The sequence below is a fragment of the Halomonas sp. MS1 genome, assembly GCF_024182575.1.
Classification (GTDB): domain Bacteria; phylum Pseudomonadota; class Gammaproteobacteria; order Pseudomonadales; family Halomonadaceae; genus Vreelandella.
Window position 1 is genome coordinate 1684241 of record NZ_CP098926.1, and the last position, 25010, is coordinate 1709250.

The 25010-nt window shown below is 53.1% G+C and carries 28 protein-coding genes; 11 read left to right on the forward strand and 17 right to left on the reverse strand.

The genetic code is table 11. The features are described from left to right. Positions 1–148 precede the first annotated feature (148 nt). From NF683_RS07525 to flgA, 4 genes are all read right to left on the reverse strand, one after another. Positions 149–904: an SDR family NAD(P)-dependent oxidoreductase gene (locus NF683_RS07525; RefSeq protein ID WP_089040092.1), complete on the reverse strand. Its 756-nt coding sequence runs from the start codon at positions 902–904 to the stop codon at positions 149–151. 107 nt (positions 905–1011) lie between these two features. Continuing rightward, complete coding sequence (locus NF683_RS07530) at positions 1012–1461, reverse strand: flagella synthesis protein FlgN (RefSeq protein ID WP_253921668.1); 450 nt, start codon at positions 1459–1461, stop codon at positions 1012–1014. Between the two features lie 10 nt (positions 1462–1471). Beyond that, the gene (gene flgM, locus NF683_RS07535) at positions 1472–1738 is read right to left on the reverse strand and encodes a flagellar biosynthesis anti-sigma factor FlgM (RefSeq protein ID WP_089040090.1); all 267 of its coding nucleotides are present in this window, start codon (positions 1736–1738) and stop codon (positions 1472–1474) included. An 85-nt stretch (positions 1739–1823) separates the two neighbouring features. After that, positions 1824–2540, reverse strand: coding sequence for a flagellar basal body P-ring formation chaperone FlgA (gene flgA / locus NF683_RS07540; protein WP_083000285.1), 717 nt, complete (start codon positions 2538–2540; stop codon positions 1824–1826). 194 nt (positions 2541–2734) lie between these two features. Between flgA and flgB the strand changes: the two genes are divergently transcribed. From flgB to flgL, 11 genes are all read left to right on the forward strand, one after another. After that, positions 2735–3166 carry a flagellar basal body rod protein FlgB gene (gene flgB / locus NF683_RS07545; RefSeq protein ID WP_089040089.1) on the forward strand — a complete coding sequence of 144 codons (432 nt, stop codon included), beginning with the start codon at positions 2735–2737 and terminating at the stop codon, positions 3164–3166. A 24-nt stretch (positions 3167–3190) separates the two neighbouring features. Further along, positions 3191–3601, forward strand: coding sequence for a flagellar basal body rod protein FlgC (flgC, locus tag NF683_RS07550; protein ID WP_089040088.1), 411 nt, complete (start codon positions 3191–3193; stop codon positions 3599–3601). Beyond that, a complete protein-coding gene (locus NF683_RS07555; RefSeq protein WP_232471397.1) occupies positions 3601–4299 on the forward strand; it encodes a flagellar hook assembly protein FlgD in 699 nt (232 codons plus the stop codon). Before flgC ends, NF683_RS07555 begins: the two co-directional genes overlap by 1 nt. Before the next feature lie 75 nt (positions 4300–4374). Further along, positions 4375–5706, forward strand: a complete 1332-nt coding sequence (locus NF683_RS07560; RefSeq protein WP_089040086.1) for a flagellar hook protein FlgE — start codon at positions 4375–4377, stop codon at positions 5704–5706. Positions 5707–5748: 42 nt separating this feature from the next. Next, the gene (locus tag NF683_RS07565; RefSeq protein WP_089040085.1) at positions 5749–6507 is read left to right on the forward strand and encodes a flagellar basal body rod protein FlgF; all 759 of its coding nucleotides are present in this window, start codon (positions 5749–5751) and stop codon (positions 6505–6507) included. A 30-nt stretch (positions 6508–6537) separates the two neighbouring features. Beyond that, on the forward strand, positions 6538–7320 hold the full coding sequence (gene flgG, locus NF683_RS07570) for a flagellar basal-body rod protein FlgG (protein WP_089040084.1): 783 nt from the start codon (positions 6538–6540) through the stop codon (positions 7318–7320). Between the two features lie 51 nt (positions 7321–7371). Then, positions 7372–8061: a flagellar basal body L-ring protein FlgH gene (locus NF683_RS07575; RefSeq protein ID WP_089040083.1), complete on the forward strand. Its 690-nt coding sequence runs from the start codon at positions 7372–7374 to the stop codon at positions 8059–8061. A gap of 39 nt (positions 8062–8100) precedes the next feature. After that, positions 8101–9243, forward strand: a complete 1143-nt coding sequence (locus NF683_RS07580) for a flagellar basal body P-ring protein FlgI (protein ID WP_089040964.1) — start codon at positions 8101–8103, stop codon at positions 9241–9243. Continuing rightward, positions 9244–10299, forward strand: a complete 1056-nt coding sequence (flgJ, locus tag NF683_RS07585; RefSeq protein ID WP_089040082.1) for a flagellar assembly peptidoglycan hydrolase FlgJ — start codon at positions 9244–9246, stop codon at positions 10297–10299. A gap of 62 nt (positions 10300–10361) precedes the next feature. Continuing rightward, positions 10362–12020 carry a flagellar hook-associated protein FlgK gene (gene flgK, locus NF683_RS07590; protein ID WP_253921669.1) on the forward strand — a complete coding sequence of 553 codons (1659 nt, stop codon included), beginning with the start codon at positions 10362–10364 and terminating at the stop codon, positions 12018–12020. Positions 12021–12035: 15 nt separating this feature from the next. Next, positions 12036–13289 (forward strand): flagellar hook-associated protein FlgL, encoded by a 1254-nt coding sequence (gene flgL / locus NF683_RS07595; protein WP_253921670.1) that lies wholly within the window; start codon positions 12036–12038, stop codon positions 13287–13289. A gap of 89 nt (positions 13290–13378) precedes the next feature. On the opposite strand, the gene fliR is transcribed toward flgL, so the two are convergent. The 13 genes from fliR to fliF all read right to left on the reverse strand — a co-directional run bounded on the left by fliR (position 13379) and on the right by fliF (position 25005). Beyond that, the gene (fliR, locus tag NF683_RS07600; RefSeq protein WP_253921671.1) at positions 13379–14170 is read right to left on the reverse strand and encodes a flagellar biosynthetic protein FliR; all 792 of its coding nucleotides are present in this window, start codon (positions 14168–14170) and stop codon (positions 13379–13381) included. Between the two features lie 4 nt (positions 14171–14174). Then, positions 14175–14444 (reverse strand): flagellar biosynthesis protein FliQ, encoded by a 270-nt coding sequence (gene fliQ / locus NF683_RS07605; protein ID WP_009723992.1) that lies wholly within the window; start codon positions 14442–14444, stop codon positions 14175–14177. Between the two features lie 28 nt (positions 14445–14472). Then, complete coding sequence (gene fliP / locus NF683_RS07610; RefSeq protein WP_089040078.1) at positions 14473–15240, reverse strand: flagellar type III secretion system pore protein FliP; 768 nt, start codon at positions 15238–15240, stop codon at positions 14473–14475. Positions 15241–15248: 8 nt separating this feature from the next. Then, positions 15249–15701, reverse strand: a complete 453-nt coding sequence (fliO, locus tag NF683_RS07615) for a flagellar biosynthetic protein FliO (RefSeq protein ID WP_089040077.1) — start codon at positions 15699–15701, stop codon at positions 15249–15251. After that, a complete protein-coding gene (gene fliN / locus NF683_RS07620) occupies positions 15698–16216 on the reverse strand; it encodes a flagellar motor switch protein FliN (protein ID WP_089040076.1) in 519 nt (172 codons plus the stop codon). Before fliN ends, fliO begins: the two co-directional genes overlap by 4 nt. Continuing rightward, positions 16213–17268 carry a flagellar motor switch protein FliM gene (fliM, locus tag NF683_RS07625; protein ID WP_038480163.1) on the reverse strand — a complete coding sequence of 352 codons (1056 nt, stop codon included), beginning with the start codon at positions 17266–17268 and terminating at the stop codon, positions 16213–16215. The genes fliN and fliM overlap by 4 nt, the downstream gene beginning before the upstream one ends. Positions 17269–17288: 20 nt before the next feature. Next, positions 17289–17765, reverse strand: coding sequence for a flagellar basal body-associated protein FliL (fliL, locus tag NF683_RS07630; RefSeq protein WP_089040075.1), 477 nt, complete (start codon positions 17763–17765; stop codon positions 17289–17291). Between the two features lie 168 nt (positions 17766–17933). Then, positions 17934–19571 (reverse strand): flagellar hook-length control protein FliK, encoded by a 1638-nt coding sequence (locus tag NF683_RS07635; RefSeq protein WP_253921672.1) that lies wholly within the window; start codon positions 19569–19571, stop codon positions 17934–17936. Between the two features lie 23 nt (positions 19572–19594). Continuing rightward, positions 19595–20047 carry a flagellar export protein FliJ gene (fliJ, locus tag NF683_RS07640; RefSeq protein WP_089040073.1) on the reverse strand — a complete coding sequence of 151 codons (453 nt, stop codon included), beginning with the start codon at positions 20045–20047 and terminating at the stop codon, positions 19595–19597. A gap of 2 nt (positions 20048–20049) precedes the next feature. Next, a complete protein-coding gene (gene fliI / locus NF683_RS07645) occupies positions 20050–21438 on the reverse strand; it encodes a flagellar protein export ATPase FliI (RefSeq protein ID WP_089040072.1) in 1389 nt (462 codons plus the stop codon). Positions 21439–21478: 40 nt separating this feature from the next. Then, the gene (locus NF683_RS07650) at positions 21479–22249 is read right to left on the reverse strand and encodes a flagellar assembly protein FliH (protein ID WP_253921888.1); all 771 of its coding nucleotides are present in this window, start codon (positions 22247–22249) and stop codon (positions 21479–21481) included. After that, the gene (gene fliG, locus NF683_RS07655; protein ID WP_089040071.1) at positions 22242–23249 is read right to left on the reverse strand and encodes a flagellar motor switch protein FliG; all 1008 of its coding nucleotides are present in this window, start codon (positions 23247–23249) and stop codon (positions 22242–22244) included. Before fliG ends, NF683_RS07650 begins: the two co-directional genes overlap by 8 nt. Next, positions 23242–25005 carry a flagellar basal-body MS-ring/collar protein FliF gene (fliF, locus tag NF683_RS07660; RefSeq protein ID WP_089040070.1) on the reverse strand — a complete coding sequence of 588 codons (1764 nt, stop codon included), beginning with the start codon at positions 25003–25005 and terminating at the stop codon, positions 23242–23244. Before fliF ends, fliG begins: the two co-directional genes overlap by 8 nt. Positions 25006–25010: the final 5 nt, after the last annotated feature.

Consider the following 25010-nt stretch of genomic DNA (forward strand, 5'->3'; position numbering starts at 1 on the left):
GCAGCCCGAAACCCCAAGTCAACATGGATTCCCGCTAAGGGCCTGCGGGAATGACGAGGGTGGCGGGCTGGGTAGCGTCATCGTCAGGCACTTATTAAGAAAAAATCCCTCAGGGCTTATGCCTTGGGGGATTTTTTTTGCCTGATATTTACCATTCTATCGGCTTGCCAGCCCAATCCCAGAAGCTGCCAGTATCTTCGGGGGTGCGTTTAGACATTACTTCCAATAGCTGTTCAGCGACGAAATCAGGCGTAAATAGCTTTTCGCTGGGAACGCGGGCTTGGAAAGGTTTCGAAAGCGCTGTATCTGTAGTGCCCGGGTGTAGGCACAGCACAATAGATTGTTTATTAAGCCGCGTTAGTTCGATGGAAAGTGTCTTCATCAGCATGTTGTGCGCTGCTTTACTGGCCCGATAGCTGTACCAGCCGCCATGCCCGTTATCGCCAATGGAGCCAACGCGCGCCGACAAGCTGGCGATAAGAGCCGGATGCTTGCCTTGCAGCGATGATTTAAGTGCGGCAATCAGTAGGGCGGGCGTGGCGGCATTCACATGCATAACATGGGCGAATGATGCTTCATCTAACTGCTCTAAGCGTTTCTCAGGTTGCACATTACGCGCATCATCATGCAGCGTGCCAAGAGCATTGAACAACAGATGTACCGGGCGACCGTTTAACTGTTGGCAAAGAGCCTCACGCCCTGATTGTGTGGTGATATCGACGTTTACCATCTCAACGGATGCGTCTTGAAAAGATGGGTCTTGAGAAGCAAGAGGTGAACGACTTACGGCAACGACATTACCCACATGGGTATCGGTAAGCAGCTGCTTAATAATAGCGTTACCTATGCCGCCATTGGCACCGGTGACGACAGCGGTAAAGTTGTCTGGAAGATGGGCAAGCATCCGTTCGGCTCCAATTATGAATATTAATATTCACATTGAAGCTGCTTGTACAGTTTTTGTCTATGATTGTGTGGAAGTGCTGGTCAAGAAGTACTGGACAATAAGTGCTAGGCAGACGCGTTAAAGCGACCTGGTTGGGCATTATTGCGCCCATTTGGTTTGTAGAGGGTTTTTTCAGCAATTTGGCGGATGTAATCCAGCATTTCCTGGTTATGCTTCATTCTAAGCGATAGCATTTGCCCGGTTAATTCGTTCATGCGTGATACACGCTCGCTTTTTTCGAGCAAGCTTTCCCAGGTAATTAAACAGCCCGCATCGTTAGCTGCTTGCTTGGCGCCAAGCGCACCGTCTGCATAGCCAAGCTTTGCCTGCACGTTTCGGCGCAATTGCTCTATGCGCTCCAGCTCAACTAACAGCGCCTGTTTTTTCAGGGCTATAGCAGAGAGCGCATCTCCGTCAATGCTGCCTTTAGTAAGCTGTGCTTGTTCATCTGAGAGCAGCAGTACTAATTCATCAAGGCGTTGTAATTGATCTGAGAGCAGTCGTGAAAGACCCATAATCGTTCGCTTATAAATCTTTTAAATTGGCAATTAAGCCGTCAGCAATGCGATCCGCACGAATCTCTAGCTTCCCTTCACGAATAGCTTCGCGAATTTCCTCAACTTTTGCCGTATCGATATCGTGTGAGCTATCCGTATGCGTTTGGCTGAGTTGCGTTGCTGAGCGTGTCGCGCTGTCTGCTTCGGCTGGCTTATTGCCCGCTATTTTCTGTGCTTCATCACGCTGCTGCGCCTGATTAGAACGTAGCAACGGATTAATGTTATCGATTTTCACGTTGTTTGCCTCATCGTCAACGTTGGTGCGGCATGCGCTGTATTACCTACTATCGGCCTGGGTAGTAAGGACTTTAGGCATTAGATTAAAAATCTATCACCAATGTTCCTTGGCCAATGACGCGTGCGGTGACTAACTCCCGCGTATCAAAGCGCACACGAATACGCTCGCCTTGTGCACCATCAGACAAGGCCTCTCCTTCGCGTGACACTCGAAAACCAGCGCCCTCTGCTATGACAGTGACGCGCTGCCCTCGTTTCACCACTTGAGGCGCTTGAAGATAGTGGGACTGGAAAGTACTGCCGCTTCGAATAGGACGCTGCGCGACCATACCGATAATATCGTCTTGGTCGGTAAGTGCTTGGGCGGCGAGATCCCCAAGATTGCCTTCTCGTGATGTCAGCATATCACTCGTGATGAGCGTGCCCCTATCAATATCCTGCCCAGCCACGGCGTAACTACCAATGATATCAATTTGCGCTTGGATATACCGCACTTGACGACGATTTTCGCCACAGCGCACGCCGACCGAAATGCGCCCGATAGGGGATTGATTAGCATTCGGGAAAAAGGGTTCGGGTGCAATGCACTCAGGTAAATGTGCAGAAGGAGGTGAGATATCAATCATCACTTCCTGCCCAAGCGATTGAGATTCTTGATAAAGGAACTGCTGAACGGTATCCATCAGCAGTTGGTTATTGGCATGCGCGTGAAATGAAAAGCCAAGGCTGAGCAGTGAGAGGCAAAGTATTTGCTTAAGAGTTGCCAGATAGGATCGCGTTGGGCGCAGCGGGTGTGGCATGGGAGAGTCGCTCAATCGAAGGGAAGCAGATGGTAATCATCAACCGTGCAGTGTAGTGCAAAAGTACCCTGTGCATCATATGAAATGCTGGTGTAAACGGCAGCTGTTCCATGCTTTAGGCTGACGATGCGAAGCCTATTATTCATCATCAATAATATCCGTTTTAATTTGCCTCTCAGCGAACGAGGATTGGCATGATTGATCAGCTTGAATCTGCCTTTAACTATCACCAGCAGGCACTGGGCTTGCGTCAAGCGCGTCACGACGTGCTAGCAGCCAATATTGCCAATGCCGATACGCCTAACTATAAAGCGCGCGATCTCGACTTTGCCAGTGAGTTAAAGAAGGCTGTTGCGGGCAGTCAGACACAGCAGCAGCAAAATGGCGCGCTGCCGCTCGCACGAACCTCAGAACGTCATCTGCAAGGTGAAGGCCCTGCATGGCGTGGTGTAGGCAGTGCCGAGCTGCTTTATCGCATTCCCGATCAGCCCAGCTTGGATGGCAACACGGTCGATATGGATCGTGAGCGGACACAGTTTGCAGACAATGCTGTTCGTTACCAAGCCGCACTAACCATCATGAATCGCCGCATTCAGGGCCTGAAAAACGCGATGCAGCCGGAATAACCGAGCGGTAGGAGAAAGTAATTTATGTCGATGTTTTCAGCCTTTGATATCGCTAGCTCTGCTATGAGCGCCCAGGCGCAGCGTATGAATGTTACCGCTAGCAATATGGCCAATGCCGACAGCATTGCAGGCCCTGATGGAGAGACCTATCGGGCCAAACAAGTGATGTTTGAAACCCAAGCGCACAATAATCGATATGGCGTCGGTGGCGTACGTGTCACCGACGTAGTTGAAGATGACGCTCCGCTACGCCTGGAATATATGCCTAGCCATCCTGCTGCGGATGAAGAAGGCTATGTCGCCAAGCCCAATGTTGAACCTGTGCATGAAATGGTCAACATGATCTCGGCGTCGCGTTCCTATCAGGCCAACGTAGAAGTGTTCAATACAACGAAGCAGATGATGGTGCAGACGCTATCACTGGGTGAGGGGTAATGATGAGCACAATCGACCCGGCAACACTTTCGGCGATTAATGGCGGCGGCAGTGGTTCCCAGTTAAAGCAGAGCGCATCAGATGAGTTGCGTAGCAGTTTTCTAACCCTGCTGATTACTCAGCTACAGAATCAAGATCCGCTGAATCCGATGGAAAATGCGGAAATGACCTCCCAGATTGCACAGATTAATACGGTCAGTGGGATTGAGCAGCTGAACACCACTTTGCAAAGCATTACTAGCCAAATGGATGCCAACCAAGCACTGCAAGCAAGTGGCTTGATTGGCCAAGGCGTGATGGTGCCTGGCAACAAGGTCATGCTAGAGCAAGATAGTGAAGGAAAACTTTATACGACACCCTTTGGTATTGAGCTTGCTAAACCTGCCGATCAGCTTACCGCGGTGATTGTTGGCCAAGGTGGCGAAGTGATCAGACGCTATAACTTGGGTGCGGTAGAAGCTGGTGTGCAGTCTTTCCAGTGGGACGGTAAAAACGAGCAGGGCGAAGCCGCTGCCAGTGGCCGTTACACGGTTCAGCTAGAGGCTAAAGATGCTGAAGGTGAAGCACTAGACTCAACCGCATTGAACTATGCGGTTGTTAATAGTGTGACTCCTAACGATGGCAGCGGAAATATTCAGCTGGATTTAGGGGCTGTTTACGGACAGGTTCAGTTGAATCAAATCAAACAGATTCTTTAAGCAACGTGTAAGTAAAACAACATTTTTACCGCAAGAACGTCTTAATGAAAAAGACGTTTTGATGAGGAACGTATTATGTCATTTACAACGGCAGTGGCTGGGCTTAACGCACAATCAGAGAAGCTAAACTCTGCGGGTAACAATATCGCTAACTCGCAAACCGTCGGCTACAAGAGCTCTGACGTGCTGTTCTCTGATGTATTTGCGGCCTCTCGGGGCATTGGTGTGCAGGTATCAGATGTACGCCAGGACTTCACCCAAGGCACTATCGAGAGCACCGGGCGTAAGCTGGATTTGGCGATTTCCGGTGAGGGCTTTTACCGCCTAGAGCGCTCCACTGGAGAAGTCGGTTATTCGCGTAACGGTGAGTTCGGCATTACCGCTACCGGCGATATTGTTAATGCCCAGGGTGACCGTTTGATGGGTTACGGCATGGACCGCGGTGTCACCCAAGACACCGATGACCAGCAGGCGTTCCCGTTCTCAAACGTATTGGTGGGCGGTGACCCTCAGGCATTAAATGTGCCGGTTGACGATATTCCAGCTAAAGCCACCACCGAAGTAAATGCACTATTAAACCTGGATGCCACGACGGCTACAGGTGAAGATTTAAACTCAGTTGAGTTGACTGCTGCGCCAGAAGGAAGAGAAGTTAATTTCCATTTTTCCAATAATTTCACGGCCTACGATTCGCTAGGGAATGCTACTAATGTAGCGACATACTTTGAGCGTGGCGCTGGGAATCAGTGGAACGTCACCATTGTGACGGCTGACCAGAATGGCGCCACTGATATCAGGGGCACTTTTAATCTAAGTTTTACAGAAAGCGGTAGATTGCAAACCAATGCACAGGGAGTTGTTACGGGAATTAGTGGTGGAGCCAACGGGGCGAACGTAGTGACCGCCCCGGCAACTGGCGAAACGCGCGTCACTATTGAAGGTATCCCCGGCGGCGTTCAGGCAGAACCTCTTGATATCCAGCTTAAGTTCGACGGTACCACGCAGTTTGCCGCTGACTCGTTGCAAAAAGAACTTAACCAGGATGGCTACACCTCAGGTGCATTGGCCGGTATTACCGTTACTGAGGCAGGCGTTATTCAGCGTAACTTTACCAACGGTGAAACCCGTGCTGCTGGCCAAATTGCGCTAGCCAGCTTCCGGAATGAAGAAGGTCTTCAGCCGCTGGGCAACAACTTGTGGGCGGCGACGAATGCCTCTGGGTTGGCAAACCTTGGGGCGCCGGGAACTGGTCGTCTGGGGCAGATCCAAGCGGAAGCAGTAGAAGCGTCTAACGTCAACTTGGCCAGTGAGCTGGTAGATACCATTGTGGCGCAGCGCTCTTACCAGGCGAACTCCAACACCATCAGCACCCAGGACGAGCTCCTGCAGACCATTATTAACCTGTAGTCAGTCGTGATAATGGCGTGATACTGCGCTAAGGAGTCAGTTGTGGATCGTATGCTATACACCGCCATGAGCGGCGCCAAACACACGATGGACCAGCAGGCAGTGATTAGCAATAACCTGTCGAATGTGTCTACTGCAGGCTTTCGCGCGCAGTTGCAAGCTGCGCGTTCAGTTCCGGTAGAGGGCGCTGGGCTACTCGACACGCGGGTATCGGCGGTGACGACCACCCCTGGCACCGATTTTTCGCAGGGCCCTATTGAACGCACGGGTCGCACCCTCGATATCGCGATGCAGGATGATGCCTGGATGGCGGTGCTCGGCGAAGACGGCACTGAGGCGTATACCCGGCGAGGCGATCTGCAACTGGACAGTGATGGTGTACTGCTTAGTGTTGGGCGTCCGGTCATGGGAGAGGGTGGCCCTATTGCCTTGCCCCAAGGTGCGCAGATATCCATTGGTGCGGACGGTACCATCAGCGCGATCCCCCAAGGTGAGGGGCCTGCAGCGCTGGTCGATGTCGGCCGCATCAAGCTAGTCACGCCCGATGAGCAGGCATTAATGCGCGGTGACGACGGGCTGTTTCGTGGACCATTGAATGAGGAAGGCGTTGCCGCCGTGCTTCCCGGTGATGAGGATGCCCGAATTGTCAGTGGTGCCCTAGAGGGCAGTAACGTCAGCGCTGTAGATGCCATGGTGTCTATGATTGATGTTGCCCGCCGTTACGACATGCAAATGAAAATGCTCAGCACGGCGGACGAAAACGCTCAGCGCGCTAACAGCATTTTATCTATTCAGGGCTGATAGCAGCCACTCAGCCAAGAGAGCACGCTTATGATTAAGTCGTTGTGGACAGCCAAGACGGGGCTAGAGTCTCAGCAAACCAAGCTAGACGTGATTTCCAATAACCTAGCGAACGTAAGCACAAACGGGTTTAAACGTTCCCGCCCTGTGTTTGAAGATCTGCTCTATCAAAATATGCGCCAGCCCGGTGCGCAAAATAATATTCAGGATCGCCTGCCTTCTGGTATGCAAATAGGTACCGGTGTGCGTGCGGTGGCGACTGAACGCCTGCATACCCAAGGTGGCCTCGAAGAAACCAGTAACTCCCGCGATCTGGCGATCAATGGAGAAGGCTTTTTTCAAGTGTTACTGCCTGATGGCACCGTTGGCTACACCCGCGACGGCAGTTTTCAGCTCAATGAAAATGGTCAAATGGTGACTGCTAATGGTTATCCATTAGAGCCGGCTATTTTTATTCCTGCTAACGCCTTGTCGGTCACGATTGGTGAAGATGGTACGGTCAGTGTGCGCCAACCAGGTATCGCCCAAGATGCTGATATTGGTCAGATCAACGTAGCGTCGTTTATTAATCCGGCAGGCCTGGAGAGCGTTGGCGGCAACTTGTACTTGGAAACAGGTGCTTCTGGTGCACCCAACCAAAATGTTCCCGGTAATAATGGTGCTGGCAGGTTATTCCAAGGCTATGTAGAAACCTCAAACGTCAATGTGGTTGAGGAAATGGTCAATATGATCCAAACCCAACGCGCCTACGAAATTAATAGTAAGGCGGTATCGACCAGCGACGAAATGTTAGCGCGTTTGAGTCAGCTCTAACGTTATTGATGAATAGGGCTTACTAAATAGGGCTTACTAACAGGTCGCATTATGTTGGATTTACACGCTGCTTCACGTCGTTTTTTGTTAGTTGGCCTTGCGCTGTTTCTTTTATTTGCGGCGGGTTGCGCGCAAATTCCGCGGGCCTCGGTGGTCGGTGAACAAGAGCAGATTAACATTGTGGACCGGCCGCCGCCGATCGCTAATGGCTCCATTTATCAAGCGCGCCGTGGTTATCAGCCGCTGTTTGAAGATCGCCGTCCGCGTTCTATTGGCGATATTTTGACCATTGTGCTCGATGAAGAGGTGAGTGCTAGCAAAAATGCCCGATCCAATGCAGATCGTTCGGGGAGTGCCAGCCTAGAGCTTGCGCAGTTGCCTGACGTGCTGGATACATTGGCCGAGTATGGTTTCGATGTGTCGGGGGAGAGTGACTTTGCGGGTGGCGGCGGCTCCCAGGCCAATAATACCTTCACGGGTACCATCACCGTATCGGTATTAGAAGTGATGAATAACGGCAACTTGCGGGTACGCGGTGAAAAGCAGATTGCGATTAACCAGGGAACAGAGTTCATTCGTTTCTCTGGGGTGGTTAACCCACGCACAATTACCGCGCAAAACACCGTGCCTTCAACCCAAGTGGCAGACGCAAGAATTGAGTATGTCGGCGATGGCTATATCAATGAAGCGCAGCACATGGGCTGGTTACAGCGCTTTTTCTTAAATGTATCGCCGTTTTAAGCCAGTTACTCGGCCCGCTAACAGAGACCTATCATGGCTATGCAGTTAAACCGTTATCGTAGTGTTAAGCACTGGCTTCGTAGTGTCGCTATGTTGACGGCACTCTTTGCCGTTAGTTGTGTACTGGCGATGCCAGCCGCAGCGGAACGGGTGCGTGAACTATCAAGCTTTGCCGGGGTGCGCGATAACCAGTTGGTTGGCTACGGTTTGGTCGTGGGGCTGGATAGCACCGGCGACCAAACCACCCAAGCACCGTTTACCAGCCAAAGCTTGACGAACATGCTCTCTCAGTTAGGCGTTACGGTGCCAGCAGGTACTAACTTACAGCTGCGCAACGTTGCTGCGGTCATGGTCACCGCGGACTTACCGCCGTTCTCACGCCCAGGTCAGCGCTTGGATATCGTGGTGTCTTCGATTGCTAACGCTCGCAGCTTACGTGGTGGAACGCTGTTAATGACACCACTGAAAGGTGCCGATGGTGATACCTATGCCATTGCCCAGGGCAATATGCTAGTGGGTGGCGCAGGTGCTCAATCAGGTGGCAGCAGTGTTCAGATCAATCAACAAGCATCCGGACGCATTCCTAATGGAGCGATGGTTGAGCGGGAAGTGCCGCTAAATCTTGGCGGTAACGGTGGACGATTAGAGTTACAGCTTAATGAGTCAGATTTTGGCACGGTACAGCGCATGGTAACGGCCATTAATAACGAATTTGGCCAGTCGGTAGCGTATGCGCGCAATGGGCGGGTGATCGCACTTGATGGCCCGATGGATGAAAACGCCCGGGTTAACTTTATGGCACGTGTAGAGAATGTGCAGGTGACACCCATGGAGGCGCCCGCGCGGGTCGTACTCAATGCGCGGACGGGGTCCGTCGTCATGAATAGCGCTGTCACCCTGCGCCAAGCAGCCGTTGCCCACGGCAACCTCTCTATCATGATTGATACCCAGTTTGGGGTTAGCCAGCCAGCTCCCTTTGGTGAAGGTGAAACGGTGGTTGTGCCCAATACGGATATTGAAATTGAGCAGCAGGAAGCGTTTCTGCAAATCGTAGAAGGTGCCCAATTGAATGAAGTGGTCAATGCACTCAATGCATTGGGAGCCACCCCCCAAGACTTAATGTCGATTCTTGAAGCGTTGAAGGCCGCTGGATCGCTTCGCGCAGAGCTTGAGGTTATTTAAATGAGCATTGGCGATATGACCAGCCAATTCGCGCTGGACATGAACGGCTTTCAGCGCCTGCAGCACAACGCCCGAGTGGATCCTGATGCTGGTGTACACGGCGCTGCCCAGCAGTTTGAAGCCCTGTTTGTGCAGATGATGATGAAAAGCATGCGTGATGCTACACCTTCTTCTGGTCTGTTGAGCAGTTCGACAACTGATACTTACCAGCAGATGCTAGATCAGCAGTGGTCGCAAGTGATCTCGTCTAAAGGCATGGGATTGGCGGATATGCTGGTGGAACAGCTGCAGCGCCAAGGGGCGGTCAATCATAAGTCAGATAGCGCTGACCAAGAACTGCAAGCGCTGATCGCGGGTATACCGCGCGGCACCCCGAGAGTGTTGGATGAGCCACTGCAGCCGAATCGTGGTGGTTATGCGCCCGCATCGGGTAGTGGGCGGTTCTTAGCTGAACTAGACGCGATTAGCCAACCGTCAGCCGCTGAGACCAGCAATACCAGCACGGCATCGGCCGTTGCCTCATCAGCCACTTCCGCCGCGACACCTGCCGGTTTCGGCCATGCACCCGATCACGTTCAGCGCTTCTTAACGACATTGGCCGCTCCAGCCCAAGCTGCTAGTGATGCCTCCGGGGTACCAGCCGAGCTTATTTTGGCACAAGCTGCGCTGGAAACAGGCTGGGGCCGCCATGAAATTGCCACGCAACACGGCGGCAATAGCCACAACTTGTTTGGCATTAAAGCGGGTAGTCACTGGCAGGGTAAAACGACCGATATTGTTACCCACGAGTATATTGATGGCCGTCGAACCCAGGTCGTGGACTCTTTCCGCGTCTATGACTCGTTTGAGCATGCGTTTACCGACTATGCCAATTTGATCGGCAACAATCCGCGCTACGCGGGCGTAGTACAGGCCGCTGATGCGTATCAAGCCGCTCATGAGCTACAGCGGGGCGGTTATGCGACGGACCCCCTCTATGCCAATAAACTCGTCGCCGTCATGAACACCATGGGGCCGATAGCAACGGGGCGCGAGTTTCTCGCAGATTCCCGCTAACGTGTGATTCAAGTTTTGCTGCGCACTGCCGATAGACAACTTATCGGCCTAAGGAATTGACCATGAGCATGTTTTCAATCGGCTTAAGCGGCCTTAATGTGGCGCAGAATGCCCTCAATACCACCAGCAACAATATTAGTAACGTTTATACGCCTGGGTATAATCGTGAGCTGGCTCAGCTTGGCCAAGGGGCTGTGGGTGGCGGCGTTAAGATCAATAGTATCGAGCGCCAGTTTAATACGTATGTCTCGAGCCAGCTTAACAGCGCCAAAACCCAATCAAGCGCACTGGCGACTTATCACAACCAAGTCACCCAAATTGACAACTTGCTTGCGGATCGAGAAGCGGGCTTATCGCCATTAATGCAGTCGTTTTTCTCCTCTTTGGAAGATTTGGCCAGTGCGCCAGCGGACCCTGCCGCCCGCCAAGGCGTTGTTGGCTCGGCCAATACCCTCAGCGCCCAATTCCGCTCCTTTGACGGTTATCTGCAAGATATGCAGAGCAACATCAATAGCCAAATCAAAGATGAAGTTTTTCAGATAAATAACACGACCGAACAAATTGCTGGCCTGAATCGCGAAATTGCGCTTGCCCGTGCGCGTAGCGGTGAAGCGCCCAATAGCCTGTTGAACCAGCGCGATCATTTGGTTTCTGAGCTCAATGAGCGCATGGATATGCGCTTAAATATCCAGGATGGGAAAAGCTATAACCTCAGTTTGCCGAATGGTCAGCCGTTAGTGACGGGCACCAGCGCGTTTAAGCTTGAAACTGTGCAATCAGCAGCTGATCCACAGCGTACATTGGTGGCTTATCGTGATGGTGAAGGTGGCGTAACTCAGTTAGAAGAGTCAGCGATTAAAGGCGGTGCGCTGGGTGGTCTGATGACATTCCGTTCAGAAACGCTGGATAAAACTCAGAACCAAATTGGCCAACTGGCAGTTTCTCTATCATTGGCGTTTAACGAGCAGCACAAGCAGGGTGTCGACCTGGATGGTGAGCAAGGTGGCGATTTTTTTGCCGTGTACTCGCCCCAAGCGTTTAGTAATACGAATAACAGCGGCACCGCCGTCGTTGAATCTGCCGAATTTGATAGTGACACGATTGATCAGCTTCGCGCGACGGACTACACCGTTCGCTTTGAAGATGGTGCTCCAACTGTTACGCGTAACGATAACGGAGCAACAGTAGACGATATTGACTGGAACGCGGGAACCGGTGCACTGACGTTTGGCGGTGTAGCGCTCACGATTAGCGGCACGCCTAACGATGGTGACCGTTTTGAAGTGCAGCCGGTGCGACGTGGCGCAAGCGATATGGATGTCACCATCAATGAGCTAGACCGTATCGCCGCTGGCAAGCCAGTCAATCCTGAAGACGACCCCGCCGACTGGGTAGCGACTGGCGCGGGTGATAACCGCAATGCCTTGGCGTTACAGGACCTACAGCAAAAAGCCATCGTGGGTGGTAGTGCATCGGTGAGCGGTGCGTATGGTGTCATTGTTAGCGATGTGGGCAACCGTGCCAATATTGTCCAGGTGAATTTAGATGCTCGACAAGGGTTAACTGATCAACTGGAAGCGGTGCAGCAATCGGAGTCGGGCGTCAATCTTGATGAAGAAGGGGCTAACCTGATTCGCTATCAGCGATATTACCAAGCGAATGCGCGCGTGATCGATACCGCGGGTGCCATTCTGGATACCATCTTGAATCTACGGAACTAATAAGGAGCTTTGGCGATGCGTATTAGTACGGTCACTATGTTTGAGCAGAGCACGGCTTCTATTAACCGTCAGCAAAGCGATTTCTTGAAAGTTAGCCAGCAGCTTGCTAGTGGCCGTCGCGTGATTAATCCTTCCGATGATCCGCAGGCAGCATCACGGGCTGTCGGCGTTGATCAATCCAGAGCGATGAACCAGCAGTTTTCAGACGCTCGGGTTTCGGCACGCAATTCACTGTCGCAAACTGAGAGCATTCTTAACAGTGTCAGTGATGCAGTGACTAGTGCTAAAACGCTGCTGATTCAAGCCTCTAGCGATACGCTGAGCGATGTGGACCGTGAGTCCATTGCCAGCGAGCTAAAAGGCATTTACGAAACGATGCTGGGGCAGGCGAATGCCACTGATGGCAATGGTCGCTACTTATTCGGCGGCTATAAAGATAATGCTCCGCCGTTTGTTAAATCGGCAGACGGCAATGTGGAATATAACGGTGATAACAGTTCACGCCAGCAGCGTGTCGATTCTTCGCGTTTGATGCCGGTTGCTGAAAATGGCGCCACGATTTTTCAGGGCGTACCCAGCGGTGCTGGCTATATCGCTGAAGCCAGTACAGAAAATCGCGGGGGCGTTACTTTCAAGGGCCCTCAGATTACAGATGTTAACGCGCCAGGCTATGGCGACAGCTACCGTGTCGTGTTCAGTGAAGATGCAGCGCTAGATAGCGGCATCAGCTATCAAGTACAACGTTTTAGCGACGGCGCCTGGCAGGAAGACGCTGCTGACTTGGTGGCCAGTGGCGAATATGTTGGCGACGGCCAGCAGCTTAGTTTTGCTGGAATTAATGTCACACTTACCGGCAGCGCCGAGCCCGATGATGAAATCCTAATTGCCCAGGCGGGCAGCGAGCAGCGTGGTGTGGATCTGTTTCGCACTATGGAAGCAGCAATTAGCGTACTAGACACGCCAGCCCAAAGCACCGCGGAAAAGGCTGCGTTGCGCAATACGCTTAATACGTCGATGCGTGATCTTGATAATGCGCTCGATAACGTGCTTTCCGTTCGTGCTTCTGCGGGTGCTCGGCTGAATGAGCTGGAAGTAATTGATGCGGTAGGCAGCAACCGAAAGCTTAACTATGAGCAAACCCTGTCTGACTTGGTCGATTTGAATTACGTCGAAGCGATTTCTGAATATAGTTTACGCCAAGTGGGTCTTCAGGCTGCTCAGAAAGCATTCGTCGATATTAAAGGCATGTCGTTGTTCGACTATATGTAAAACGGCCACGCTTTAGTAATGCATGACGTCGCATTAAAAAAAGCCCTAATCGCTAGCGGTTGGGGCTTTTGGCAGGTGCGCTTTGAACACTAGCCTAACGGCGCCATGGTCTCGATCAGGCTCTGCATAAAGGCCAACCCCTGACTAAAGAGCTGCTGTAAAAAGCGGCCGATGTCTGTCATTAATACCATCAGCAGAATAAGCCCAACGGTTAATGAGGTTGGAAAACCGATATTGAATACCGTTAGCTGTGGCGCTGAGCGGTTGAGAATGCCGAGCGCTAAGTTAATGATCAACAGTGAACCGACCAGCGGTAGCGCAAGCAGCATTCCGGACGCAAAAATAGTTCCTGCATAGCGCGCCAGCAGCTCAAACGCATTCGGGTTTAAGGCGCCAATGCCGATGGGGAGTGTTTCAAAGCTCATGATCAACGTTTCTAACACCATCAGGTGGCCATTCATAGCAAGAAACATCAACAGCGTAATCATATAAAGAATACGCGATAGCACCATGATATTGGTGCCACTCGACATATCGAAAAAGCTGGCAAACGCCAAGCCCATCTGCAAGCCGATAAACTCCCCAGCTGCCTGCACCACGGCGAAAACAATATGCATGACTAAGCCAATAGCAACGCCTATCAGCAGCTGCTCAACCAGGATACCTACGCTTGCCCACGACATGATGGGCACATCAGGCATGGCAGGCAATATCGGGGCAATCACGATGGCAATGATAGCCGCCAGCGCCACCTTGGCCTGATTTGGAACGCTGGAATGGCCCCATAGAGGCGAAGCCGCCATAAAGGCCGTAATACGTGCAAATGGCCAAAAGAAAGCCACTAACCACGCCTGGAGCTGGGCGAACGTCACCTCCACCATGGCGTTACATCACCATACTGGGAATATTGGTGAAGAGGCGATGGGTGAAGTCGGTGATCAAACCAATTAGCCAGGGGCCAGCAAGTACCAAGACGGCAAAGACGGCTAATATTTTGGGAATGAAGGTCAGCGTCATTTCATTTATTTGGGTCGCTGCCTGGAACAAGCTAATGATAAGGCCGGTGAAAAGGGCGGCCAGCAGCATAGGGCCTGCAAGAAAAAGCGTTACCCGCATGCCTTGGTAAGCAATGCTCATCACCATTTCCGGGGTCATGGATACTCCTGGTCGCTGAACGCGACGCTCAAATCATGTAAAAGCTTTCTGCTAGCGAGCCAATAATCAACTGCCAGCCATCGACCAATACAAACAGCATGAGCTTAAAGGGCAGTGAAATCGTGATCGGTGGCACCATCATCATGCCGAGCGCCATCAGTGTACTCGCAACCACTAAGTCGATAATCAGAAAGGGAATAAAAATAGTAAAACCAATCTGAAAGGCAGTTTTGAGCTCACTGGTGACAAAGGCAGGCAGTAAGACCCGCATAGGCAGCTCTTCGGGACCTTGCATCGGACCTACATCTGCTAAACGAACAAACAGCGCTAAATCAGGCTCGCGGGTTTGGGCGAGCATGAATTCACGAAACGGTTGCTGAGCCCGCAGTAAGAACTCTTCAAAATTGATCGTTTCATTAGTGAGCGGCATCCAAGCGGTGTCGTACACTTGGTTTAAGACAGGCGACATAATAAAAAACGTCAAGAAAAGCGCGATACCCAATAAAACCTGGTTTGGTGGTGTTGCCTGGGTACCCATGGCTGTTCTAAGCAAGCTAAGTACAATAATGATGCGCGTAAAACTGGTCATCATGAGTAGCATGGCTGGCAAAAAAGCCAGAGAGCTTAAAAATAGCAGCGTTTGTAACGACAGCGACCACTGCTGACCACCATTATCCAAAGGCTGAGAAACCAGCCCGGGAAGCTGCTGTGCATGAGCAGGTAAAACAAATAAGCAGCAGGCGATCGTGGCAAGTATTAGCCACCAACGCCGCCCATAAGGCCAAGCGAAGTGCATCTCGAATCTCATGGTGTGTGGTTTGAATCGGAGGCGGTAGGGGGCTCGGCATCGCGTTTGCCCCGGCTGGTGGCGAGTGCCTGGGCTAAACGCTGAGAAAACCGCGAAGGCGCCTCGGCGGGCGACGAGGTGGAGCGATCCGTCGGCGCAGGGCGTTCATGCAGTTTGGTTATCCGCCCATTGCTAACGCCGACGACCAGCCAAGTATCCTCTATCTCAACCACGACAATACGCTCGCGATTGCCTACCGCGGTGTTGCCCACAATTTTTAAGTGGGCACCATGGTGATGACGGGCGGTTTGCCAGCGTTTGAGTACCGCTGTGCACAGCAGAATAATGGCAATGACCAGAGCGAGTGCCGCTGCTGTTTTGCCGAGTGCTGCCATGCCTATTAAGGCATCACCGCTGCCGCTTATGGCATCAAGTGAGGAGCTTGATGAAGAAGAGGACGCGACGCTCATCGGTTGAGTTTATGAATGCGCTCAGAGGGAGTAATAATCTCTGTGATGCGAATGCCGTATTTATCCTCCACCACAACCACTTCCCCTTGGGCGATTAAATAGCCATTGATCAAAATATCCATGGGCTCGCCAGCGAGACCTTCCAACTCAATCACCGACCCCTGGGCAAGTTCAAGTAGTTGCTTGATGGTCAGCTTGGTACGGCCTAACTCCACCGTCAGCTTGACCGGGATATCCATGATCATTTCCAAGTCGCGAGACTCGGCATGGCCACTTTCAGCACTTAACGGACGAAATACTTCATCGCTCGCTGGTTTAGCAACAGGCGCTTCTGGCTCAGGTTCGCTACTTGAGGCATCTGCTTCCTCAGCGGCTTCTTGCTCGGCCATGGCCGCTGCCCATGGGTCTTCTTCGCCTGCGGCATCGGCACTTGAACTGGGTTCTTCTTGCTCAGACATGGCGTCCGCCCAATCATCATCAGAGACCTTTTGATCGGGTTTATTTGGATCAGTCATGCTTTGGGTTCCTTGGCTTTCTGTCGCGTTGAACCTTTAATAAAGTCCTTGGACGATAGGTTATTCATAGCGGCATGGTCGATCATACGTAGCACGCGTAATGCGCGTTGCTGCTGTTGGCTCCCGTACTCGCACTCCATCACCGGGACACCGTCGACACGAGCGGTGATCGTATTGGGAATATCCATGGGCAATACATCGCCCTTTTTAAGCCCCATTACGTGGGCAATGCGGCTGGGTATTTGGGCAAATTCAGCGACTAGCTCAACTTCTGACTGGCGAAGCTCATTCGCCATGCGCCGTGACCATGTGCCATCGTGGTCATGGTTGCTGTCATTAATCGGGTTGGCGAGCAAATCCCTAAGCGGTTCAATCATGGCGTAGGGCATACAAATCTGGAAGTTGCTCGACAGGTTGCCCACTTCAATATTGAACTTGGTGTTCACCACAATCTCGTTGGGCGAGTTGGTGATGTTGGCAAATTTGGATTGCACTTCGGAGCGTAAAAAAAACACTTCTAGCGGATAAACAACCTTCCACGCCTCTTGGTAGGCATCAATGGCCAAGTTGAGCAGGCGTTGGATAATACGCTGCTCGGTATTGGTGAATTCACGGCCATCCGATTTCGTTACGAAACGACCATCGCCACCAAACAGGTTATCCACCACCATAAACACCAGGTTAGGTGGAAAGACCACCAGGGCCGATCCGCGCAGCGGCTTCATTGATACAAGGTTCAAGTTAGTGGGTACCGGAACATTGCGCGAAAAGTCGCTAAAGCTCTGGTAACGCACCGACTCAACGGTGATATCGGCACTGCGCCGTATCAAGTTGAATAGACCATTGCGGAAGTAGCGTGCAAAACGCTCATTAATAAAGTCTAACGCGTGCAAGCGCTCACGAATCACTCGATGCTGTGTCGCGGGATCGTAGGGGCGAACGCGAACTTCCTCTTGGGTGGACGATGACGGAGCAGCAGGCTCATCATCTCCACTGACGCCCTTTAGTAAGGCGTCAATTTCTTCCTGGGACAGTAGATCGTCCTGTGACATGAACGGCTCCAGTTCCCGGGTTATTGCACAATGAATTCGGTAAACAGCACTTCCCGTAAGTCGAGGGGAGGCTGGTTTTCGGTAAGCGGGACGCTCAAGCGGTTGATGATCGCTTGGGCCAGCGCTTCTTTCCCCTCGGTGGAGGTTAATTCATTGGCCTGTTTGCCTGATAATAAAATAAGCAAGCGGCTACGCACCTGGGGCATGTGTTCTTCAATAATCGCCTTGCTTTGCTCGTCGCCAACCCGAAGCGTAATGCCGGTATAAAGCAAACGGGAGCCATAACGATCATCTGCCAGATTGACAGTAAATGGATCAATACGTGTGAAAACAGGCGCTACATGCTCAATTTTTTGCTGTGCTTCGTCGTTTTCAGCATTGCCGCCGCGCTGATCCAGCACTAAATAAATAGCTGCCGCTGCACCCGCTGACGAAAGCAGTACCAATACAATCATTATCCAAAGCAGTTTTTTAGACCCGCCGCTTGCTTCTGCCATTTGCTGTTCCCATAAATTTCACCCGTAACACTAGTCAAGCATTATGCCTAACGCTGTTACAGGTGATGAAATGAACAAGCTCATTGGATGAGCCTATCTTTTGGTTTAGTTAAGTGATGTTGCGAGTATCAGTGTCGCCATACTCAACGCTAACTCTGGAATTAAGCATTAAGCATAGATATCTACACGGCCATCTGGACTGCCTTGGACATCCACCTCAGTAGGTGAAGGGGCACTATCGCTACCTAACTCACCGCCTCGATTGCCAGCTGCTTTGCCTGGCGTTTGCTGGGCAAAAGCCTGCTCATTCGGGGTCTGCTGTTCGCCCACGGAGGTTTCGCCTAATGAAATGCCCTGTTCAGCAAGTGCTTCACGTAGTTGAGGAATGGCTTGCTCAATGGCCTGACGAACAGGGGCGTGTGACGATAAAAAGTGTGCTTGTGTGCCCTGTTCGGTCACCTTAAGCGTGATCGATAATGGCCCTAGCTCAGCAGGGTGAAGCTGCATTTTAACTTGGTGCTCACCGCCACGCTGAGCAAACTGAATTAACTGCTGCCCTAACTGGGAAGGCCAAGCGGGGCTAGTAAGCGGCGTGTTTAAGGTCGCTGTCGCTGGGCTGTTAGGCATGGCTTGGTTTGGTGATGTCAGCGATGCAGGTAACGCTTGCTCGCTGCCTTTGCTCGCGCCACTGGTGACACTCGCCGTCTCTGCCTCAGCGAATAAGCTGGCCACCGCGTCAGCATTCACCGTAGGCGCTAGTGCAGTATTGAGCGGAGACAGCGCATGCATGCCTGGCTGCATACTCGTAAACGGTTGGGCAGGAATGGTTTCCAGCGATGCCGCAAGTGTCGGGGCGTTAATAGGTGTGGTCGCTGCTTCTGCTGTCAACGCCTTAGCACTTGATAGGCGCGGGGTGTTGGTGACGCCCGCTGTTTGCTGTGCTGTGGCTGCCAGGGCACTGGTTAGCGAGGAGCCAACCGCTGACTGAGCCAGCTCACCCGTATTATTGGGTAGTGTGGTGGCTGAGCTAGTGGCAGGCAACGGTGGCATGACTGACGCAGCAGCGTTGGTTGACGCTTGTATCGTTGCCTGTGATGTTTCTGCAACAACTCGTTCGCCTGCTTGGGCTACCTGCCCATCACGCGGAGCAGCGCTAGCGAGGGTTGGGCGATCAAGGAAAGAGGCGGCGGCAGTCGCAGCGTTGGTAGGCGCAAGGTTATTCGGTGGCGTTTGGGTCGTCGCCGTGCTTAAGCTCGCGGCTGAGAGCGTCGCAGGGTTCGCTGGCTGTGCACTGGAGCCCGCAGGATTTGCGGTTGGCGGCGTAGAATATGACGCGATGAGGGCTAAACGCGACGCGACTTCTGCGATAGTCATCTGCGTGGCTGTCTCGGTCGTCTCACTGCCTTCGCTAGCAGGCGATAAAGAAGCCTGTTCTGGTGCCCGGGCTTGTTCTCGCGCTGCTGATGCCGTTTCTAGCGTTTGAGCAAGCGCAGCGCTATCAGTACCGGAAGAGAAGATGTCGGTAGCCTGCCCCTGAGCGCTTACAGTGGCCACTATGCTCGACAGTGTTTCCTCATCCAGCTCACTATCAAGTGATGCTAATTGTTCAACGATATCGCTTAGTGAAACTGTGGGGGCGTTTTCTGCCTGGGCGCTAGTGAGGGGGCGGGCCTGCTGGCTTACAGCCTGCGTAAACGCCTGAAGGAACATGCCTTGCGCCGCCCGCGGAGAGCCGGGGGCTGCAGAGGAGCTTGATGACGAGTTAGCTCCCTGGCCCTGCGTTGTTAGCAATAGCTCAATAGTCATAAATACAGCTCCTCGGCGCGGCGCTAATGCGCCTTATCATTCGGCTGGCGGGCTAAACGGTTAGTCACAAAGTCATCGCTCGATTTTTGCTCATGACGTTCTTGGCGGCGATGCTCTTCGGATAAGCGTCGTGATGTCAGCGTATCGTAGGAGGAGAGCTTGCGCTGTTCCTGCTGCCAATGCTGTTGGCTTTGCTGTACACGTTTTTGCTGGGCTACAAGCGCCTGCCGTGCCCGGCTGAGGGCGGCATCCAGCGACGCCAGGAATTGCTGATAGTTGTACATGGTGGCAGGGTCGATGCCGTCGCGCATCGCCTTCTGTAAACGCTCGGCATACTCCACGCGATAGCGGTTAAGTGATTGAAGTTGCGCTTCTGTTTGTTGCTGCGTTTGTCGTTCTTCTGCCAATAATTTCCCGGCTTTATCCCGCGCATCACGGGCTAAGCCTGTCAGCATGTCGAGCTGTGAATGACTCATCGCTAACCTCCCACTACCGCGTGCAGTGCTTGGCGTGATGCTTCAAGCGTTGCACACTCATCAATGTTTTGCTGAAGAAACCGTTCCAATGACGGGAAGCGGTTCACCGCCTCGTCCAGTCTTGGGTCGTGCCCTGGGCTATAAGCCCCTACGCTGATCAAGTCACGATTGCGCTGATAGCGTGAAAAGAGTTGTTTAAAGGTGCGGGCTTCTTGAAGCTGTTCAGGAGAGCTAATGGCGGTCATCGCACGACTGATTGAGGCTTCAATATCAATCGCTGGATAGTGGCCCGCCTCGGCTAGCGTGCGAGAGAGCACGATATGGCCATCAAGAATTGCCCTGGCTGAGTCGGCAATAGGATCCTGTTGGTCATCGCCTTCGGTCAGCACCGTATAAAAAGCGGTGATTGAACCGCCGCCGCGCTCAGCGTTTCCAGCACGCTCGACAAGCCCGGGTAGCTTAGCGAACACCGAAGGTGGATAACCCTTGGTGGCGGGCGGCTCGCCAATCGCGAGCGCAATCTCACGCTGTGCCATGGCGTAGCGGGTCAGCGAATCCATAATCAGCAGAACGTTGCGCCCCGCATCGCGAAACCCTTCGGCCAACCGCGTCGCGTAAGCGGCCCCTTGTAGGCGCTGGAGTGGTGACGTATCCGCGGGTGCTGCCACGACCACCGCACGCCTGCGACCCTCTGGCCCCAGGATATTGTCGATGAAGTCCTGTACTTCACGGCCACGTTCGCCGATAAGCCCCACTACGATGACATCCGCCTGGGTATAGCGAGCCATCATGCCTAGCAGCACGGATTTACCTACCCCTGAGCCAGCAAAAAGCCCCATACGCTGCCCACGGCCAACGCTCAGTAATGCGTTGATGGCGCGTATGCCAACGTCAATCTGGGCATCAATAGGCGCTCGGGAAAGTGGGTTAAGCGGCGTCGCATTAAGGGTTGCGCGAGGCGTGTCCTCAAAACTTTCACGGTCATCTAACGGGTTGCCATTGCCATCGAGCACCCGCCCCAGCAGGTCATCGCCAATTGGAAAACGTCGGGCGCTATGGCCACTGCCATCACTAAGCGGAGAGACTCTGGCCCCCGGCATCAGGCCCGAAACTTCTTCTAGCGGCATGAGAAACAGTTTGTCGCCAGAAAAACCAACGACTTCTGCTTCTGCATGTTTGTCGCTATCGTTCAACCGCCCATCTGCACCAGGTAATTCAATGCGGCAAGCACTCCCCACCGCCACGCGTAACCCCACGACCTCAATGACCATGCCCGTGGCGCGTATCACACGGCCACTGGTACGGTAGTGAGGCAGCTGGCTGACGCGCTGCGTTGTACGGTGCAGTGCTTTGCGCCAGCGGTAGAGGTGAGGGCAAGTTGCCTCGCTCATTGCATTACCTGTTTCATCAACGTGTGCATTTACCTTTGTATTAACGAGTAGAAGAGGGGGAATCACTGTTGTGATGGCGTTTGCGTAACTGGGCAGCAACTGACTGCCAGCGGCTTTCAAACGTAGCGTCCAGCTCTCCTTGGGCACTGGTGATCCGGCACCCGCCACGTGCGAGCTGATCATCTGGCTGAAGCGACCAACTGGCTGCTTGTAGCTCGCTACCGAGATGCTCTTTAACCAGCGCATGGTCCTGCGGGTTAAGCCAAAGACGTTGCTGACCTACGAGCGGTGGCTCGGTATGGAGCAGTTCACGAACGATCTCAAGAATTTGCTCAGGGCTCTCTTGCAGCGCGTCTGCGGCTAACTGCTTGCCGGTTGCTAGCGCGAGCTCGGCGAGGTCGTGTGCCACCGTTTCATCAATACGCTCTAGCGCATCAGCAAACTGTTTTGCCAGTGAGCGTAGGGGCGCCACGGTTTTACGTATGTGTTGCTCTAGCTCTGTCTCTGCCTGGGCGCGCCCTTCGCTAAGGCCTTGTTCAAGACCTTCTTGATGGCCTCGGGCTAAGCCATCCTGATAACCCGCTTCCTCAGCTTCCCGGCGAATGCGTTCGTAAAGCGCCTGGCGTTCCTGCTCTTCACGTTGGCGTGCCTGCTCGGCTGCTTTCTTGGCAGCCTCTACTTTGCGTTGCTGGGCGGAAGGCGTTGGTATGCCGCCCGGTTGTGAGCCTGTCTTTTGTTCAGCCAATTCATCCATCTGCCAGCGCCGCCAACTACCGTGACGGTCAAATTCAGGCGTTTTGGCGTTAGACATACTCATCGTCCCCGCCTGCTAAGACGATCTCACCGGAATCCGCCAATCGGCGTACCACCTGCAAAATAGCTTTCTGCTCGGTTTCTACCTGTGAAACGCGAATAGGGCCTCGGGCTTCCATATCTTCGCGAACAAGATCCGCTGCCCGCTGCGACATGTTGCGCAGGAACTTGTCGACCAAGGCTTCTTGGGCGCCCTTGAGGGCCACCACCAGAGAGTTGGTTTCGACTTCTTGAAGCACCATCTGAATGGCACGGTTGTCCAGGTCGAGTAGGTTCTCGAACAGGAACATTTCGTCGATAATTTTTTGCGCCAAATCTTCGCTGTGTGAGCGTACGGTTTCGATGGCGACTTCTTCTTGAGACGAATTCATTAAGTTGAGAATTTCGGCTGCCGTTCTTACGCCACCCATCTTGCTGCGCTTGAGGTTTTGGCCATCCAGCATGCTGGTCAGCACTTCTGTTAGCTCTTGCAGCGCGGCTGGCTGAACGCCGCTGAAGGTTGCGATACGCAATACCACATCGTTACGCAGCTTCTCTTCAAACAGCTCAAGAATATCGGCCGCCTGGTGGCGGTCCAGATGAACCAGAATAGTGGCGATAATCTGCGGATGTTCGTCACGAATTAGCTCAGACACCATGGAGGCTTCCATGAGATTTAGCGCATCAATGCCTGAGTTGCCGCCCGTGGTCTCGAGAATATCTTCGATAAGGCTGGTGGCACGTTCGCTCCCCAGCGCTTTGGTGAGTACCGAGCGAATATGCTCACTAGAGTTGAGGTTTAGCGCCACAAACTCTTCGCTTTCTTTATGGAAGGCTTCCAGCACTGCTTTCATGTCTTCGTGTGAGACTTGATGCAAGCGGGCCATTTCCAGACTGATATCTTGTACTTCGCTGGCGCTGAGGTACTTGAAGACCTCCGCCGCGCTATCTTCGTCCAGCGCAAGCAAGAGAATGGCGCTTTTGCGTGCACCGGTCATCTCGGCAATCGGGCTACTCATGAGTGTTCATCCAGCTGCGGATAATCATTGCGACCATACGGGGATCTTCCTGGGCCATTTCACGCAGGTCGTTAAGATTGTGTTCGTACAGCGAGGTTTTGCGCCGCCGTTTGGGCTTGTTGCTGTAGGTATCCTCGTTCTCACCAGACGCAGATGCCTCGTTCTCTTGCTCATCTTCTTCGCTTTCGCCTCCAACGCTGGCGCTAAACGTACTGCCAGGCATGGCGGCAGCCATCACCGGTGGCTGGGTATAGCGCTTGATCAGTGGCCGTAGAATCAGCAAATAGAGCAATAGCGTTGCCAGGGCGACAAGCAGATAGCGGCCCAGGGTTGAGGCAATCGACAGGGTCTCCGGCTGTTGCCACCAAGCGACGTCAGACGCGCTGTCATCGACACTGACGAACGGCGTATTGACGACTTCCACCTGATCGCCACGCGCTTGCGAAAAGCCCATGGCCTGTTGAACCAAGCGCTCCAGCTGAGCAACCTCTTCTGGGCTTAGCGCAACTTGCTCTGCTTCGCCCTCGTCATTAATAACCTGACGGAAGTTCACGACAACCGCTGCCGATAGGCGCTCTACCTGGCCAAGGCGGTGCTGAATGTGTTCAATGCTACGGTCAACTTCATAGTTCACCACGTCATCTTGACGCAGATTCTGTAAGGCGTTTTCAGGTACTTCGGCATCCTCTTCATCAGCGTCGGGCTGATTGATAGGTGATGGCGCTACACCGGGAGGGGTGTTGCTTAATGCCCCTGGAATACCGGTCGCCAGAGGATCCTCGCCATCGTACGACAGGCTGAGCTGACGGCTGCGAACCGCGGACTCATTGGGGGCCTGGTTGGGGGCGTAGCGCTCGGAGGTCTGTTCACGGCGAGAAAAGTCGATCTGCGCCGCTACCTGGGCGCGTACGTTGTCATTGCCAAGAATGGGAGACAGGATATTTTCGATACGGCGCTGATAGGAGCGTTCGACTTCTGCGATGTACGCCAGCTGAGAGCCATCCAGGTCGTTGCCTTGTGACGCTGTAGACGAAAGCAGGCGACCATTCTGATCCACAATGGTGACGTCTTCCGGTGCCAGCTCAGGGACACTGCTGGATACCATATGGACGATAGCGCTGACTTGCCCCTCGCCCAGAACACGCCCAGGCAACATCGTCAGTACAACGGAGGCTTTGGCCGGCTCACGATCACGGATAAAGACCGACGGCTTGGCCATCGAAAGATGAACGCGAACCTTATCGACGGGGCCCAGTGATTCAATGGAGCGAGACAGCTCACCTTCAAGGCCACGTTGAAAGTTAACTTGTTCAGCAAACTGGCTGATACCAAAGGCTTGATTCTCCATCAGCTCAAAGCCCAGATTACCGCCACGGGGGAGCCCTTGCTCAGCAAGTTGTAACCTTAGCGTGTGCACCTGATCGCTGGGTATTAACAGCGCTTGACCGCCCTCGCTGAACTGATAGGGAACGCCGCGGCTATCCAGCTCCGCAATGATACGTCCACCATCGGCTTCATTCAGGTTGCTATACAGAACCCGATACTCAGGGCTGCTGGCCCACATGAAAAGGGCAGCAATAATCGCAATAGAAGCTGCAGCAGCGACCAACAGCACAACCAACGGGTTGCCACGCAGCTGTTTTAACGTGCGCTGAGCCGTCGTGGGGCTTTTGGTGTCATTGTCTGCCGTTCCGCTGCGGGGTGCATGTTGTGTCGTACTGTTCTGACGGCCTGCCGTAGCACCAGTTTCGCTCATGCGTG